Raw genomic sequence first — 13,485 nt, 5'->3', positions numbered from 1 at the left:
GCGGTGAGTTCTCAGGAGGGGAGAGACTCTCGCAGCCATCCTCGGCTGCGGAGAAGTCCTCACTGCCCCGTAGTCCGACCACGGCGAAGTGGTCCCCGCCGATGCGGGGGTGATCCCCTGCTGCGGAAGGCCGCTAGCCGACTGGGATCTCACCCGGTCCGTCAGGCCCGTCCGGGACGGTCGGTTGCCTGGAGCGTTCGGTCAGGAGGTCGATGAGGAGGGCGAGCGAGGGCCAGTTCAGGCGGCCGTGGCGGGCTACCGCGTAGGCGCGGAGCAGCACGTCGGGGGCGGTGAGCGGGACGAGGCGGACGTCGGGGAAGGTGGGGATGCCGGCCGGCAGCAGGCCCACGCCGAGGCCCGCGGTGATCATGCCCTGGACCAGGTCGAGGTTGTCGGCGCGGTGGGTGATGCGCGGGGTGAAGCCCGCCATGGAGGCGAGCGTGCGGATAGCGGTGTCGTCCGCGGTGTTGCGGGAGTTGACGATCCAGTCGTGGCCGCGGAAGCGGGCGAAGACCTCGGCGGCCGTCCCGGCGCCGTCGGCGGCTGCCGCGGGGACGCCCAGGCTCCAGGGAGTGGTCCACAGTGCGGTGGCGCGCACGGCGGGGTCGAAGGTGGCCGGGGCGAGGTTGTAGTCGTAGGTGAGTGCCAGGTCCGTCTCGTCCGAGGCCAGCAGTGCGAGGGCCTCGGCGGGCTCGTGCTCGCGGACGAGGAGGTGCAACCGCGGGTGGCTGGTGGCCAGTTCGGCGACCAGGGGCAGCAGATGGGCGCGGATGGCACTGGCGAAGCCGGCGATGCGCAGGGTGCCGTTGGGTTCCGCGCCGGGGGCGAGGTCGAGGTGGGCGGCCTCGACGGCGCTGAGGATGGTCACGGCGTGTTCGGCCAGGCGGCGGCCGGCGGGGGTGAGGCGGACCCGGCGGCCGTGCGGTTCGATCAGGTCGGTGCCCATCTCCCGCGCGAGTACGGCGATCTGTTGGGAGACGGTGGAGGTGGTGGTGCCGGTGGCCTCGGCGACCGCGCGCATGGATCCCAGCCGGGAGAGTTCCACCAGCAGATGCAGTCGGCGCGTTTCCATCCCCCCATTGTTCGGGATTCCCGAACGGAATGTCCATGATCAGCACGTGGACGTGAATGATGCCTGGGGCATCTACTGACCCTCATGTCTGCGTTCGACTCCCACGGCCCCCAGGGCCGCTCCCCGTCCCGTCTCCGCAGCGTCGGCGCGGGCCGATGGCGCCCCGGCGGTGCCGAGACCGGCTTCCTGATGGCGGTCGCCTCCATGACCTCCGTCCAACTGGGGCTGGCCCTGGCCATCCCGCTCTTCGGACAGCTCGGTGCGCTCGGTACGGCGGGACTGCGGCTGGGTTGGGGCGGGCTGCTCATGCTGGTCCTCATACGACCCCGCCTGCGCGACTTCACCCGGCGGGACCTGGGCGCCTGCACGGTGCTGGGCGCGGCCACCGCCGGCATGATGTTGTTCTTCATGCTCGCGGTGGCGCATCTGCCGCTGGGCACCGCGAGCGCGTTGGAGTTCCTCGGGCCCCTGGCGGTGTCCCTGTTCGGGCCGGGCGGCGGACGGAAACTGTGGGCGGTGCTGGCCGGGCTCGGGGTGCTGCTGCTCACCGAGCCCTGGCACGGCGGCCTGGACGCCGTGGGACTGGTCTGCGCGCTGGCCGCGGCGGGCTGCTGGGCCGCCTACATCCTGCTGACCCAGCGCGTCGGCGACCGCGTCACCGGATTCGGCGGCCTGGCGGTCTCGATGCCTGTCGCCGGTCTGCTCGGCGCGCTGATCGCCGGCCCGAGTCTGTGGGGGCATCTGACCTGGCGGCCGGTCTGGATCATGCTGGTGCTGGCCGCGGTGAGTCCGGTCCTGCCCTTCGCCCTCGAATTCCTCGCCCTGCGCCGACTGACCACCGCCGCCTTCGGCACGCTGATGAGCCTGGAACCGGCCGTCGCGCTGCTGATCGGCCTGCTGGTGCTCGGCCAGACACCGGGCCTGGCGCCGGCGGCCGGTGTGGTCGTCGTCGTCATCGCCGGCGTCGGTGTCACGCGTACCGGCGCGCGCACACCGACCGAACCGACCGAGGCCGGCGCGCCCGCGCCGCAACCCCGTCCGGCGGAAGCGCCCTGAGGGGCGGAGGCGGACACCCGTCGGGTCCCCGGGCGCTCCCGGGGGCCACGGCGCAGGGGCGGTGCCTCAGCCCACCGGCTTCCTGGCCTCGCTGCGGATCTTGCCGACGGTGTCCGCGAACGCCTGGAGGTCCACCGACTGCGGATCCTTCGCCAGGTCGTCGGCGTCGGTCTCGGCGACGTTCCCGCTCGTGCTGGAGTCCGCCCAGACACAGAACTCCAGCGTGACCTTCTGGCCCATCTCCTCGCGCACGTCCACCCCGCAGGTCAGCGGAGCGCCGCCGCCGCTGGGTGTGAACTCCTTCTCCGGCACCGCGACATGGGTGTCGGGGGTGCTCTTCATGCCGCTGATGGAGTGCGCAACCGTCGTGCGCGGGTCGTCGATGGTGCCGTAAATACCCACCATCACCAGCGACTTGGTCCCGTTGGCATACTGCCCGCCCACGGACTGGATACCGTGCTCGTTGGCCCCGTCGTGGGGTACGGAGCTGCTGGCCTGGGCGGAGATGTCCTTGGCGAGGGTGTAGCGGCCGTCCGCCAGTGTCTGGGGCACCGTGACCCGGTACTTCGGCCCGGCCGGACCGCCTCCGCCGCTGAAGGCCACGGCGGCCGCGATGCCGCCGAGGACGACGACGCCGGCCACCGCCCCGATGAGGGCCCACACCTTCCCGGCGCCGCGCCGGGGCGGAACCGGCGGCGGCATGCCCGGGCCCGGATAGCCGTAGGGTGCCTGCGGCGGTGCACCGTAGGGCGCCTGCGGGGCGCCATAGGGGCCTGGTTGGCCGGGGTGGCCGTACGGGTTCCCGCCCGGTGCCTGGAATCCCGCGGGTGCCTGCGGCGGGGGACCGGCCGGCGGGCCGGGCACGGGGGCACCGCCGGGCGCGCCGAACCCGGGCGCACCGCCGAATTCCTGGGGCGAGGGCTGAGGTGTAGTCACTCGCGCACCCTATCCGCCGCCGCGTTCCCGGCGATCAAGGCAGGGAGCGGGGAAGGGGACGGGGAGGGGCCGCGCGGCGGTTGGTGACTGGATGCCTGGTGGCCCGTCCCGCTGTTCGCAGCCTGATCGGGCCCGGGCCGGGCTTCCGCCTGCTCGGCGCGCCGCGTCAGCCGGTTGTGAGTGATGTCGGACGGCGAATGCCGGGCTCAGCCCACGCCGATGGGGCAGACGAAGGTGCCGGGGTGGGTGGCGCCGGGCTGGTTGAGGATGGAGCCGCCGTAGGGCCGGTCGAGGGTGACGTACGACCTCTTGTCGGGCGGGGTGAGAAGGATCTTGCGCGGCACAAACGCATTGGCTTCGTGCTTGACGACCGGCAGCGGCCGCTGTGAGGTGGGGCGCCGAGCATGACGTCAACTGCTCCGCATCCGGGCGCAGTTGGTGCGCAGACGTGCGCTGCCGATGCTGCGGGAACGCAGAGGGCGCAGGCCCGCCGCGGAGCCGTTGGTCAAGCCCGCGTCAACTACTTGCGTTCTTGCGCAAGTAGGGTGGTAGGCTGTCACCGCAACGCTTGAGGCGTCTCGTTGCGGTGCCGATGCTCCGACGAGTTGGGTGAACCGGTCACAAGGACTGGTCCGCTCGTTGCGTTGTCCGCGTGGCGCCCGCGCGCCCCGGCCGGAAGGAGGCGAGAGACATGGACGGCCATTGCAGTAGTCCGGGCCACAGTCGCCCCCGTATCCGTATGTCTTCTCCGACCTCCGGTACGCGGTAACCACCCTCCCTGCGGTATCCCTGCCCTGCCTGGCACCCGCACGACCACCGGCCGTGCCGGGACGCTGTGCTGCGCACTCGTGGGGAGAGCACTGCTGCGTACCCCCACCCGCTGGTTGCGAGGGTCCCGGCCATCGTCAAGACCGCCGACGTCTCGACGGGCGGTAACCGCCGGATTCCCGGGGCGTGTTACGTCCGCCCGGGCCCTGCTGCTCCCGCCCTTCCCTGAACGGAGTTCCCATGCTCGCCGCCATCGACCACGTCCAGTTGGCCGCTCCCGCCGGCTCCGAGGACGTCCTGCGCGGTTTCTACGTCACCGCCCTGCAGATGACCGAGATCCCCCAGCCCGCCGGGCTGGCCCGCCGGGGCGGCTGCTGGTTCGCCGCCGACGGCGGCCAGTTGCAGATCCACCTCGGGATCGAGGACGGTTTCCGCCCACCCCGCAAGGCCCACCCGGCGGTGCGGGTCACCGACCTCGACCGGCTCGCCACCCGCCTGGAGGACTACGGCGCGCCGGTCGTGTGGTACGTCAGCCTGCCGGGCCACCGCCGCTTCCAGACCCAGGACCCGGTCGGCAACCGCCTCGAATTCCTCCAACCGCTGCCATGATCAGGCCCGTTGCACGGCTCCGGCCGCGCGACCGCCGTCCGACGCGCCGGCCCCGTTCGTTCAAAGCTGTCTTGTGAGGAGAGCCCATGCTTGTCACCCTCGACCACGCCCGGCTCACTGCCCCTGCCGGATGCGGGCCCCTGCTGCGCGCCTTCTACGCCGACCTGCTCGGTATGGAGGAAGTCACCGGGCCGCCGGTTCTCGCGGTGCGCGGCGCCTGCTGGTTCACCGGCGAGCACGGTGGTGCCCAGCTGCATCTCGGCGTCGAGACGCCCTACCGACCTGGTGCCCGCACCCACCCCGGACTGCGCGTGCGGGACATCGACGCCCTCGCCGACCGCCTCAGAAACCACGGTGCGCCCGTCGTCTGGGACGACCGCGTCCCCGGACAGCGCCGCTTCTACAGCCTGGACCCGGTCGGCAACCGTCTGGAATTCCTCACCCCGACCGACTGACGGACCTCCGCGTCCAGCAGCCCGTCGTCAGTGAACTCCCGCGGCACGCCGCCATCGGGAACCGGATGGGAACCGGGCAGGCCGCTCACGTCTCCGGCAGACAGCGGGCGCCGCTTTCGCGTCGGCGCCCGCGTGCCCGGCGTTCCCCGACCGTCGCCGGTTCCCGCCGTCCGGCGCTACGCCGGTACCGCCGGCACCGCCCGCTGCCCCGGCCCGGCGTAGGAGGCGAGGGGACGGATGAGGGCGTTGTGGGCGAGCTGTTCGGTGATGTGGGCGGTCCAGCCGGTGATGCGGCTCATCACGAAGATCGGCGTGAACGCGGGGGTGTCGAAGCCCATCAGGTGGTAGGCGAGGCCGGCGGGGTAGTCCAGGTTCGGGTGGATGCCCTTGCGGGTGAGCATGGCCTGTTGCAGCGCCGAGTGGAGCGCGGCCAGGCGGGTCGTCTCGGGGTCAGCGGCGCGGGCCACCAGGCGGTCCAGGGCGGTCTGCATGATCGGGACGCGGGAGTCGCCGTGCTTGTAGACGCGGTGCCCGAAGCCCATGATCTTGCGCTTGTCGGCGAGTGCCCGGTCCAGCCACTCCTCGGCGCGCTGCGGGTCGCCGATCTCCTCCAGCATGTGCATCACGGCCTCGTTGGCGCCGCCGTGCAGCGGGCCCTTGAGGGCGCCGATGGCGGCGGTGACCGCGCTGTAGAGGTCGGAGAGGGTGGAGGTGACGACCCGGGCCGTGAACGTCGAGGCGTTGAAGCTGTGTTCGGCGTAGAGGGCTAGGGAGATCTCGAAGCAGCGGACGACGTCGGGGTCGGGCACGCTGCCGAAGCACATGTGGAAGAAGTTCTCGGCGTAGCCGAGGTCGGGGTCCGGGGCGAGGGGCGCCAGTCCGCGGCGGCGGCGCATGTCCGCGGCGACCACGGTGGGCAGCTTCGCCAGCAGGGTCAGGGACTTGGCGCGGTTGGCGGTCAGGCTCCCGTCGTCCTCGGTGGGGTCCTCGGCGCCGAAGAAGCTGACGGCGGTGCGCAGGACGTCCATCGGGTGGCAGGTCTCCGGCAGCCGGACCAGGAGCTCGGCGGTGGTGCGGTCCAGCGGGCGCAGGGCGCGCTCGCGGGCCTGGAAGTCCAGCAGCTGGGCGGGGGAGGGGAGTTCGCCGTGCCAGAGGAGGTAGGCGACCTCCTCGAAGGAGCAGCGGGCCGCGAGGTCCTGGACGGGATAGCCGCGGTAGGTGAGGGAGTTGGTCTCCTGGATGACGGTGGAGATCTCGGTGGTGTCGACGACGACACCGGCGAGACCGCGGTGGATGTCGAAGGAGCTGGTGGACATGGCTGTGCCCTTCGTGCGTCAGGTGCCGGGCGGGAGGGTGAAGTCGAAGACGGCCGAGTCGAAGGCCGTGTAGTCCTGGTAGCCGAGGAGTTCGTAGAGGCGGGAGCGGGTCTGCATGCGGGGCAGCAGGGACTCCTGGGTGCCCTCGGCGGCGAGCGTGCGCAGGCCGTCCTCGGCGGCGCCCATGGCCAGGCGCAGCAGGGTGACCGGGTAGAGGGCGATGTTGTAGCCGAGGTTCTCCAGGGCGCGGGTGTCCAGGAGGGGGGTCTTGCCGAACTCGGTCAGGTTGGCGAGCAGCGGGACGTCCACGGCCGTGCGGAACGCCTCGAACTCGGCCTCGTCGGCGAGGGCTTCGGGGAAGATCGCGTCGGCGCCGGCGTCGACGTACGCCTTGGCCCGGTCGATCGCCGAGGGCAGGCCCTCGACCGCTCGGGCGTCGGTGCGGGCCATGAGCAGGAAGTCGGGGTCGCGGCGGGCGTCGACGGCGGCCCGGACGCGGCGGACCATCTCCTCGCGGGGCGCGAGGGTCTTGCCGTCGAGGTGGCCGCAGCGCTTGGGGTTGACCTGGTCCTCCAGGTGGAGCCCGGCCAGCCCGGCGTCCTCCATCAGCTGCACGGTGCGGGCGGCGTTCATGGGTTCGCCGAAGCCGGTGTCGGCGTCGATGAGGACGGGCAGGTCGGTGACCCGGGTCGTCTGCTGGGCGCGGGCGGCGATCTCGGTGGCGGTGGTCAGGCCGATGTCGGGCAGGCCCAGGTCCGCGGCGAGGACGGCGCCGGAGAGGTAGGCGGCTTCAAAGCCGTGCTCCTCGATGAGGCGGGCGGTGAGCGGGTTGAGGGCGCCGGGCATGCGCAGCAGGCGCCCGGTGGCCAGGCGCTCGCGGAGGGCGCGGCGGCGTTCGGCGGGGGTGGTGCGGGTGTGCAGCAACATCAGAACAGGCCCTTCGGCAACCGCGCGTCGTACGCGGCCACGGTGTGCGGGTCGACGGCCGGGAACAGGCCGTCCAGGTCGGGGGCGCGCAGTTCGGCGAGGTGCTCGGCCGCGGCGAGGAAGCGGTCCTGGTCGCCGGGGGTGACGAGGCCTTCGGTGAGGGTGCGGAACTTGGCCGCGTAGGCGGGGCGGTCGAAGGGGCGGGCGCCGGCCGGATGGGCGTCGGCGACGGCCAGTTCGTCCTCGATCACCGAGCCGTCGTCGAGGGTGAGCACCGCGCGGCCGCCGAAGGCGCGGCGCTGCGGGTCGGGGTCGTGGTAGCGGCGGGTCCACTCCGGGTCCTCAACGGTGCTGATCTTCCGCCACAGTTCGACGGTCTCCGGCCGCTGGGCGCGTTCGGGGGCGTAGGAGCGGGTGTGGTGCCAGGTGCCGTCCTCCAGGGCGACGGCGAAGATGTAGGGCACGGAGTGGTCTAGGGTCTCGCGGCTGGCCGTGGGGTCGTACTTCTGCGGGTCGTTCGCCCCGGAGCCGATCACGTGGTGGGTGTGGTGGCTGGTGTGCAGGACGATGGACCGCACCCGCTGAAGGGGGCCGGTCTTCTCCCGCAGTCGGCGCGCGAGATCGATGATCGCCTGGGCCTGGTACTCGGCGGAGTGCTCCTTGGTGTAGGTGTCGAGGATCGCGCGGCGCGGCTCGCCGGGCTCGGGGAGCAGCACGGTGTAGTCGGCGTCGGGACCGTCCAACATCCAGGCCAGGAAGCCGTCCTCGCCCTCGTAGATCGGGGAGGGGGAGGTCTCGCCGCGCATGGCCCGGTCGACGGCCTCGATGGCGGCCTTGCCGGCGAAGGCGGGCGCGTACGCCTTCCAGCTGGAGATCTCGCCCTTGCGGGACTGGCGGGTCGCGGTGGTGGTGTGCACCGCCTGCTGTACGGCCTGGTAGACGGTCTCCGTCGGCAGCCGCAGCAGGGCGCCCAGACCGCAGGCGGTGGCCGCGCTGAGGTGGGCGACGTGGTCGATGCGGTGGGCGTGCAGGCAGATGCCCTTGACCAGGGCGACGTGGATCTCGTACGCGGCGACGGCGGCGCGCAGCAGGTCGGCGCCGGTGCGGCCGGTGTGCTGGGCGACGGCGAGCAGGGGCGGGATGTTGTCGCCGGGGTGGGAGTAGTCGGCGGCCAGGTAGGTGTCGTGGAAGTCCAGCTCGCGGACCGCGGTGCCGTTCGCCCAGGCGGCCCACTCCGGGGAGACGCGGGTGCGGGTGCCGAAGACCGAGGCGCCGGGGGAGGCGCCGGGGTGCGCGGTGGCCTGGGCGCGGGCGACGGCGACCGGTCGGCGCAGCAGGGAGGCGACGGCGACCGAGGCGTTGTCGATGACGCGGTTGACGGCCATGCCGGCGCTGTCGGCGTCCAGTTCCTCGGTGCCGGTCGCCACCGCCGCGAGCTTCCAGGCGAGCTGGTCCTCGCGGGGGAGCCGGTCGGCGCTGGGGTGGACACGGACGTGGTGCTCGATCACGGGACTCCTCGTGGAGGTCGGGTGGTCCTGGCGAGTGCTGACGTGATCGAGACTCCCCGCGCGGCTCTGCTCGCGCCACCCCGCCAAGCTGCGGATTCCCTACGGTCCGGGGCTGTGAATCTGCGAATGTTGCGAATTGTGCGGATGCTATGTTCGCAAGGTACTGCCGCTGCGGGGCCGCGCGGTAGCACCCGGCGGCACCGGTTCCCGCGGTCCCGCGACGAGGAGGTGGGCGATGGCCCGTCGACCGGCCGACCGCAAGGTCTACGCGCATGCCAAGCTGCGCCGCCTGCGTCGCGAGCACGGCATGAACCAGGTCGACCTGGCACGCGCCCTGGGCATCTCCACCAGCTACGCCAACCAGATCGAGCAGAGCCAGCGCCCGCTGACCGCACCGGTGCTGCTGCGGATCGCGGAGGTCTTCGGCGTCGACGCGGAGTTCTTCTCCGACGCCGAGGAGGACCGGCTCGCCGCCGACCTGCGGGCCGCCCTCGCCGACGAGGCGTGCGGGGTGCCGCTGCCCGCCGCCGAGGAGATCACCGAAGCCGCCCGCGACCACCCGGAGGTGGCCCGCGCGCTGGTCTCCCTCCACCGCCGCTACCGCGACACCGCCGAACAGGCCGCCGCCCTCGGGGCCCCCGGCGCGCACGACGGCCTGCTGCCCGCGACCGAGCCGCACGACGAGGTCCGGGACTTCTTCTACACCCACCACAACCACTTCGAGCCCCTGGACACCGAGGCCGAGCGCGCGGCCGAGAGCATGGGACTGCGGCCGGGCCGGTCCGCCGACCCGCTCACCGCCCGCCTCGCCGAGCGGAGCGGCGTCCGGGTGGTGCAGACGGCGCCGGGCCGTGCCGCCGACGCCCGGCGGTACGACCCCGACACCGGTCTGCTGTTCCTCTCCCCCTGGCTCAGCGACGGCCAGCGCGCCTTCCAACTCGCCACCCAGCTCGCCCTGTTGGAGCACGGCCCACTGCTTGACCAACTCGCCGCCAGCGCCGTGGAGTTGACCTCGCCGGAGTCCGTGGCGCTGGCCCGCATCGGCCTGGCCAACTACTTCGCCGGTGCCCTCCTCATGCCGTACACCGCCTTCCTCGCCGCGGCCGAGGGCGTGCGCTACGACATCGAGCTGCTCTCCGCGCGCTTCGGCGTCGGCTTCGAGACCGTCTGCCACCGCCTGAGCACCCTCCAACGCACCGGTCGCCGGGGCGTCCCCTTCTCCTTCCTCCGCGTCGACCGGGCCGGCAACATCTCCAAACGCCAGTCGGCGACCGACTTCCACTTCTCCCGCCTCGGTGGCACCTGCCCGCTGTGGACGGTGTACGAGGCGTTCTCGGCGCCCGGCCGGATACTGCCCCAGGTCGCCGAAATGCCCGACGGCAAGCGGTACTTCTGGATCGCGCGGACCCTCACCCGCGGCGGTTTCGGCCACCACGCCCCGCGCGCCGAGTTCGCCATCGCGCTCGGCTGCGAACTGCGCCACGCCCACCGCCTCGTCTACGCCGAGGGCATCGCCCTGGACGACCCCCGCGCCGCCACCCCCATCGGCCTGGGCTGCCGCATCTGCGAACGCCGCGACTGCGCACAGCGGGCCCGCCCCCCGGCCGGCGGCCGCCTGGCCATCGACCCGGACCGCCGCACCTATGTGCCCTACCCGGTGGAGTCGGGGACCCCCCTCGGCTGAACCTCCGCGCTCCCGGGCACGACAAGGCCCCAGGGCGCGACCCGATGCCCTGGGGCCGTTCGCCAGAAGGGGGAGCGGATCGCGCTATCCCCAGATCGCCTGCGCCAGCGCGGCCCCGATGAAGGCCGCTCCGAGGCCGGCGGTGATGCTGCCCACGACGTTGGCCGCGGCGAAGAGCCGCGCGCCGTCCTCGGTCAGGCGCAGCGTCTCGTAGGAGAACGTCGAGTAGGTCGTCAGGGCCCCGCACAGCCCGGCGCCGACGAGCAGTTGCACATGAGGGGATGCCGCTCCGGCGGCCACCGCACCGGTGACCAGCCCGAGGATCAGGCTGCCGAGGACGTTGATGGTGAAGGTCCCCCAGGGGAAGACGGTGTCGTGGCGGCGCTGGACGGCCCGGTCGGTCAGATACCTCAGGGGGGCGCCGATCATCGCGCCTATGAGGACGAGGGCCCAGTTCACGCCGTGGTCTCCTGCTGGTCGGTGGTGCGGTCGGCCCGGACCCCGTCGCGGGTCGCCGGTGCCTGGTCCATGAGTGCGCTGCGGTTCCGCCCGGTCATCGCGTCCGCCACCCGATCACGCGCCGGGTCAGCGCGGCGGCGAGCCACACCGCCGCCAGCGCGGACAGGGCGGTCAGGACCAGGTAGGCCAGCGCGGCGCCGGCGCGGTGCTGCTTGACCAGCAGCTGGATGTCCACCACGTACGTGGAGAACGTCGTGAAGCCGCCGAGGACGCCGGTGCCGAAGAAGGGCCGGACCAGTCGGTGCGCCGACCAGGCGTCGGTGATGACGACCATGAACACGCCGATCACGGCGCAGCCGAGGACGTTGATGCCCACGGTGGTCCAGGGGAAGGCGCCGGGGGCGGTGGGCCACGTCAGGGAGGCTCCGTAGCGGGCGGCGGCGCCCAGGGCCCCGCCGACGGAGACCGCGCCGATCACCGGCCACTGATCCGTGGGCGAAGGGCGCCGCGCACGGCGCAGGCGGTCCAACGGTCCGGTGCCTGGGGCGACGGATTCCGCAAGAGCCTCGGTCCGAGGGGGTTCCACGCGCACTTCTCCTACTCGCCGGCACCCCGGAAAAGGGTGCGCCTGATCGCAAGTAGGGACCGTTGGCGGCACATGGTGCTGCGGTTCGGGTACGGCGGGCCCCACCGCCGTCACGGCGCCGAGGGACGGTGGCCGTGGGTGCCCAGCGTAGCGCCTGGCGGGTGGGGCTCCAACACGGACAGCGATGTGCGGTTACGTGGTGGGGGTGGACTTACTAGGACGTCCAACTATATGTTCGGGGGCAAGGCCCGCGGTGCAGGGAAGCCGGTGCGATTCCGGCGCGGTCCCGCCACTGTGACCGGGGAATGCGCTCCCCGAACGAGACCGGCCACTGACGGAGAGTCCGTCGGGAAGGCCGGGGAGCGTGTGCTGATCCGGGAGTCAGGATACCGGCCGCGGGGTGTTCCGTGTTGTCCACGAGGATGGAGCAGACACGCATGGCACCGGTATGCACCCGCGCTCCCGACCGGCGAATCCGACGGGCGCCGAGCGGCGACCTCTGACGGTGGCCCAGCCCTGCGTATCCCGCGCCGCCCGCCCGCGCCGTTTCGGCGTCCGTGCGGGCCGGTGCGCCATCCCCGGATCTCACCTGACGGAGAGCAGGCATTCATGGTCCGTGAACTGGCACATTTCATCGGCGGCAAGCACACCCCGGGCACCTCGGGGATCTATGGCGATGTGTACGACCCCAACACCGGCGCGGTCCAGGCCCGCGTCCCGCTCGCAGGCCGCGCAGAGACCGAGGCGGCGATCGCCGACGCCGCCGAGGCCCAGCGCGCCTGGGGCGAGTGGAACCCGCAGCGCCGTGCGCGGGTGATGATGAAGTTCCTCCAACTGGTCGACGGGGAACGGGAGTCGCTGGCCCGGCTGCTGTCGTCCGAGCACGGCAAGACGGTCGCCGACGCCCACGGTGACCTGCAACGCGGCCTGGAAGTGGTGGAGTTCGCCGCCGGGATTCCGCACCTGCTCAAGGGCGAGTTCACCGACAACGCCGGCACCGGCATCGATGTGCACTCACTGCGCAGCCCGATCGGCGTCACCGCCGGCATCACCCCGTTCAACTTCCCCGCGATGATCCCGCTGTGGAAGGCCGCGCCCGCCCTCGCCTGCGGCAACTCCTTCGTCCTCAAGCCCTCCGAGCGCGACCCCTCCGTGCCGCTGCGGCTGGCCGAACTGTTCCTGGAGGCAGGGCTTCCGCCGGGCGTCTTCAACGTCGTCAACGGCGGCAAGGAAGCGGTCGACACCCTGCTGTCCGATTCCCGGGTCGGTGCGCTGGGCTTCGTCGGCTCCACCCCGATCGCGGCGCACATCTACGCCACCGCCGCCGCGCACGGCAAGCGGGCGCAGTGCTTCGGCGGCGCCAAGAACCACATGATCGTGATGCCGGACGCCGACCTCGACCAGGCCGTCGACGCGCTGATCGGGGCGGGTTACGGCTCGGCGGGGGAGCGCTGCATGGCGATCTCCGTGGCCGTGCCGGTCGGCGAGGCCACCGCCGACGCCCTGGTGGAGCGCCTGAAGGAGCGCATCGGGAAGCTGCGCATCGGCCGCAGCGACGACCCCGAGGCCGACTTCGGACCGCTGGTCAGCCGGGACGCCCTCGACCGGGTGCGCCGCTATGTCGACATCGGGGTCAACGAGGGCGCCGAACTCGTCGTGGACGGCCGCGGGTTCACCCTCGACGGCCACGAGAACGGCTTCTTCGCCGGCCCCTCGCTCTTCGACCGCGTCGCCACCCAGATGCGGGTCTACCGGGAGGAGATCTTCGGTCCCGTGCTGTGCGTCGTGCGGGCCGCGAACTACGAGGAGGCGCTGCGGCTGCCCAGCGCGCACCCGTACGGCAACGGCGTGGCGATCTTCACGCGGGACGGGGACACCGCCCGCGACTTCACCCGCCGGGTGAACACCGGCATGGTCGGCGTGAACGTGCCCATTCCGGTACCGGTCGCCTACCACACCTTCGGCGGCTGGAAGCGCTCCGGTTTCGGCGACCTGGGCCAGCACGGGCCGGACGCGATCCGCTTCTACACCCGCACCAAGACCGTCACCTCGCGCTGGCCCTCCGGGGCCAAGGAGGGCGCGAGCTTCACCATCCCGACCATGGGGTGA

At 72.5% G+C, this 13,485-nt stretch carries 13 protein-coding genes and 1 riboswitch; of the genes, 5 read left to right on the top strand and 8 right to left on the bottom strand.

Translation table 11 applies throughout. From position 1 onward, the window contains the following. Nucleotides 1-133: 133 nt before the first annotated feature. The gene (locus ACIQE0_RS11935; protein ID WP_402330973.1) at nt 134-1,072 is read right to left on the bottom strand and encodes a LysR family transcriptional regulator; all 939 of its coding nucleotides are present in this window, start codon (nt 1,070-1,072) and stop codon (nt 134-136) included. Nucleotides 1,073-1,156: 84 nt separating this feature from the next. On the opposite strand from ACIQE0_RS11935, the gene ACIQE0_RS11930 reads away from it, so the two are divergent. Next, nucleotides 1,157-2,128, top strand: coding sequence for an EamA family transporter (locus tag ACIQE0_RS11930; RefSeq protein WP_402330971.1), 972 nt, complete (start codon nt 1,157-1,159; stop codon nt 2,126-2,128). A gap of 66 nt (nt 2,129-2,194) precedes the next feature. Here the strand turns inward: ACIQE0_RS11930 and ACIQE0_RS11925 are convergent, their stop codons facing one another. Continuing rightward, a complete protein-coding gene (locus ACIQE0_RS11925) occupies nt 2,195-3,064 on the bottom strand; it encodes a hypothetical protein (protein WP_402330969.1) in 870 nt (289 codons plus the stop codon). Between the two features lie 206 nt (nt 3,065-3,270). Then, nucleotides 3,271-3,408: a hypothetical protein gene (locus ACIQE0_RS11920; protein ID WP_402330968.1), complete on the bottom strand. Its 138-nt coding sequence runs from the start codon at nt 3,406-3,408 to the stop codon at nt 3,271-3,273. A gap of 664 nt (nt 3,409-4,072) precedes the next feature. Between ACIQE0_RS11920 and ACIQE0_RS11915 the strand changes: the two genes are divergently transcribed. Continuing rightward, the gene (locus tag ACIQE0_RS11915) at nt 4,073-4,441 is read left to right on the top strand and encodes a glyoxalase (protein WP_366335938.1); all 369 of its coding nucleotides are present in this window, start codon (nt 4,073-4,075) and stop codon (nt 4,439-4,441) included. Nucleotides 4,442-4,527: 86 nt separating this feature from the next. Next, nucleotides 4,528-4,896 carry a VOC family protein gene (locus ACIQE0_RS11910; protein ID WP_366335939.1) on the top strand — a complete coding sequence of 123 codons (369 nt, stop codon included), beginning with the start codon at nt 4,528-4,530 and terminating at the stop codon, nt 4,894-4,896. Nucleotides 4,897-5,072: 176 nt separating this feature from the next. Here ACIQE0_RS11910 and ACIQE0_RS11905 read toward each other — a convergent pair whose 3' ends face one another. Genes ACIQE0_RS11905 through ACIQE0_RS11895 form a run of 3 tightly spaced genes read right to left on the bottom strand, consistent with a single transcriptional unit; the run spans nt 5,073 to nt 8,647 of the window. Beyond that, on the bottom strand, nt 5,073-6,212 hold the full coding sequence (locus tag ACIQE0_RS11905; protein WP_402330965.1) for a bifunctional 2-methylcitrate synthase/citrate synthase: 1,140 nt from the start codon (nt 6,210-6,212) through the stop codon (nt 5,073-5,075). Nucleotides 6,213-6,230: 18 nt separating this feature from the next. Further along, nucleotides 6,231-7,139, bottom strand: a complete 909-nt coding sequence (gene prpB, locus ACIQE0_RS11900; protein WP_402330964.1) for a methylisocitrate lyase — start codon at nt 7,137-7,139, stop codon at nt 6,231-6,233. Then, nucleotides 7,139-8,647 carry an MmgE/PrpD family protein gene (locus tag ACIQE0_RS11895; RefSeq protein WP_366335944.1) on the bottom strand — a complete coding sequence of 503 codons (1,509 nt, stop codon included), beginning with the start codon at nt 8,645-8,647 and terminating at the stop codon, nt 7,139-7,141. The genes prpB and ACIQE0_RS11895 overlap by 1 nt, the downstream gene beginning before the upstream one ends. Nucleotides 8,648-8,882: 235 nt before the next feature. Here ACIQE0_RS11895 and ACIQE0_RS11890 point away from each other — a divergent pair, with 235 nt between their 5' ends. Then, the gene (locus ACIQE0_RS11890; RefSeq protein WP_402330961.1) at nt 8,883-10,331 is read left to right on the top strand and encodes a short-chain fatty acyl-CoA regulator family protein; all 1,449 of its coding nucleotides are present in this window, start codon (nt 8,883-8,885) and stop codon (nt 10,329-10,331) included. 84 nt (nt 10,332-10,415) lie between these two features. Here ACIQE0_RS11890 and crcB read toward each other — a convergent pair whose 3' ends face one another. After that, nucleotides 10,416-10,790, bottom strand: coding sequence for a fluoride efflux transporter CrcB (crcB, locus tag ACIQE0_RS11885; RefSeq protein WP_366335948.1), 375 nt, complete (start codon nt 10,788-10,790; stop codon nt 10,416-10,418). Between the two features lie 94 nt (nt 10,791-10,884). Continuing rightward, on the bottom strand, nt 10,885-11,376 hold the full coding sequence (locus ACIQE0_RS11880; RefSeq protein ID WP_402330959.1) for a fluoride efflux transporter FluC: 492 nt from the start codon (nt 11,374-11,376) through the stop codon (nt 10,885-10,887). Nucleotides 11,377-11,634: 258 nt separating this feature from the next. Further along, nucleotides 11,635-11,767: riboswitch (cobalamin riboswitch) on the top strand. Between the two features lie 218 nt (nt 11,768-11,985). On the opposite strand from ACIQE0_RS11880, the gene ACIQE0_RS11875 reads away from it, so the two are divergent. After that, nucleotides 11,986-13,485 carry a CoA-acylating methylmalonate-semialdehyde dehydrogenase gene (locus tag ACIQE0_RS11875; RefSeq protein WP_402330957.1) on the top strand — a complete coding sequence of 500 codons (1,500 nt, stop codon included), beginning with the start codon at nt 11,986-11,988 and terminating at the stop codon, nt 13,483-13,485.

Origin of the sequence: Streptomyces sp. NPDC093097, from assembly GCF_044754325.1 — a bacterium.
Classification (GTDB): Bacteria; Actinomycetota; Actinomycetes; order Streptomycetales; family Streptomycetaceae; genus Streptomyces.
Note: the sequence above shows the minus strand (reverse complement) of the source record. Positions and strands in the feature narration are given on the sequence as shown.

Bases quoted from the DNA above. Each gene is read 5' to 3' on its own strand.
- ACIQE0_RS11935 (WP_402330973.1), bottom strand. From the start codon at position 1,072: ATGGAAACGCGCCGACTGCATCTGCTGGTGGAACTCTCCCGGCTGGGA.
- ACIQE0_RS11930 (WP_402330971.1), top strand. From the start codon at position 1,157: ATGTCTGCGTTCGACTCCCACGGCCCCCAGGGCCGCTCCCCGTCCCGT.
- ACIQE0_RS11915 (WP_366335938.1), top strand. From the start codon at position 4,073: ATGCTCGCCGCCATCGACCACGTCCAGTTGGCCGCTCCCGCCGGCTCC.
- ACIQE0_RS11910 (WP_366335939.1), top strand. From the start codon at position 4,528: ATGCTTGTCACCCTCGACCACGCCCGGCTCACTGCCCCTGCCGGATGC.
- ACIQE0_RS11905 (WP_402330965.1), bottom strand. From the start codon at position 6,212: ATGTCCACCAGCTCCTTCGACATCCACCGCGGTCTCGCCGGTGTCGTC.
- prpB (WP_402330964.1), bottom strand. From the start codon at position 7,139: ATGTTGCTGCACACCCGCACCACCCCCGCCGAACGCCGCCGCGCCCTC.
- ACIQE0_RS11890 (WP_402330961.1), top strand. From the start codon at position 8,883: ATGGCCCGTCGACCGGCCGACCGCAAGGTCTACGCGCATGCCAAGCTG.
- ACIQE0_RS11875 (WP_402330957.1), top strand. From the start codon at position 11,986: ATGGTCCGTGAACTGGCACATTTCATCGGCGGCAAGCACACCCCGGGC.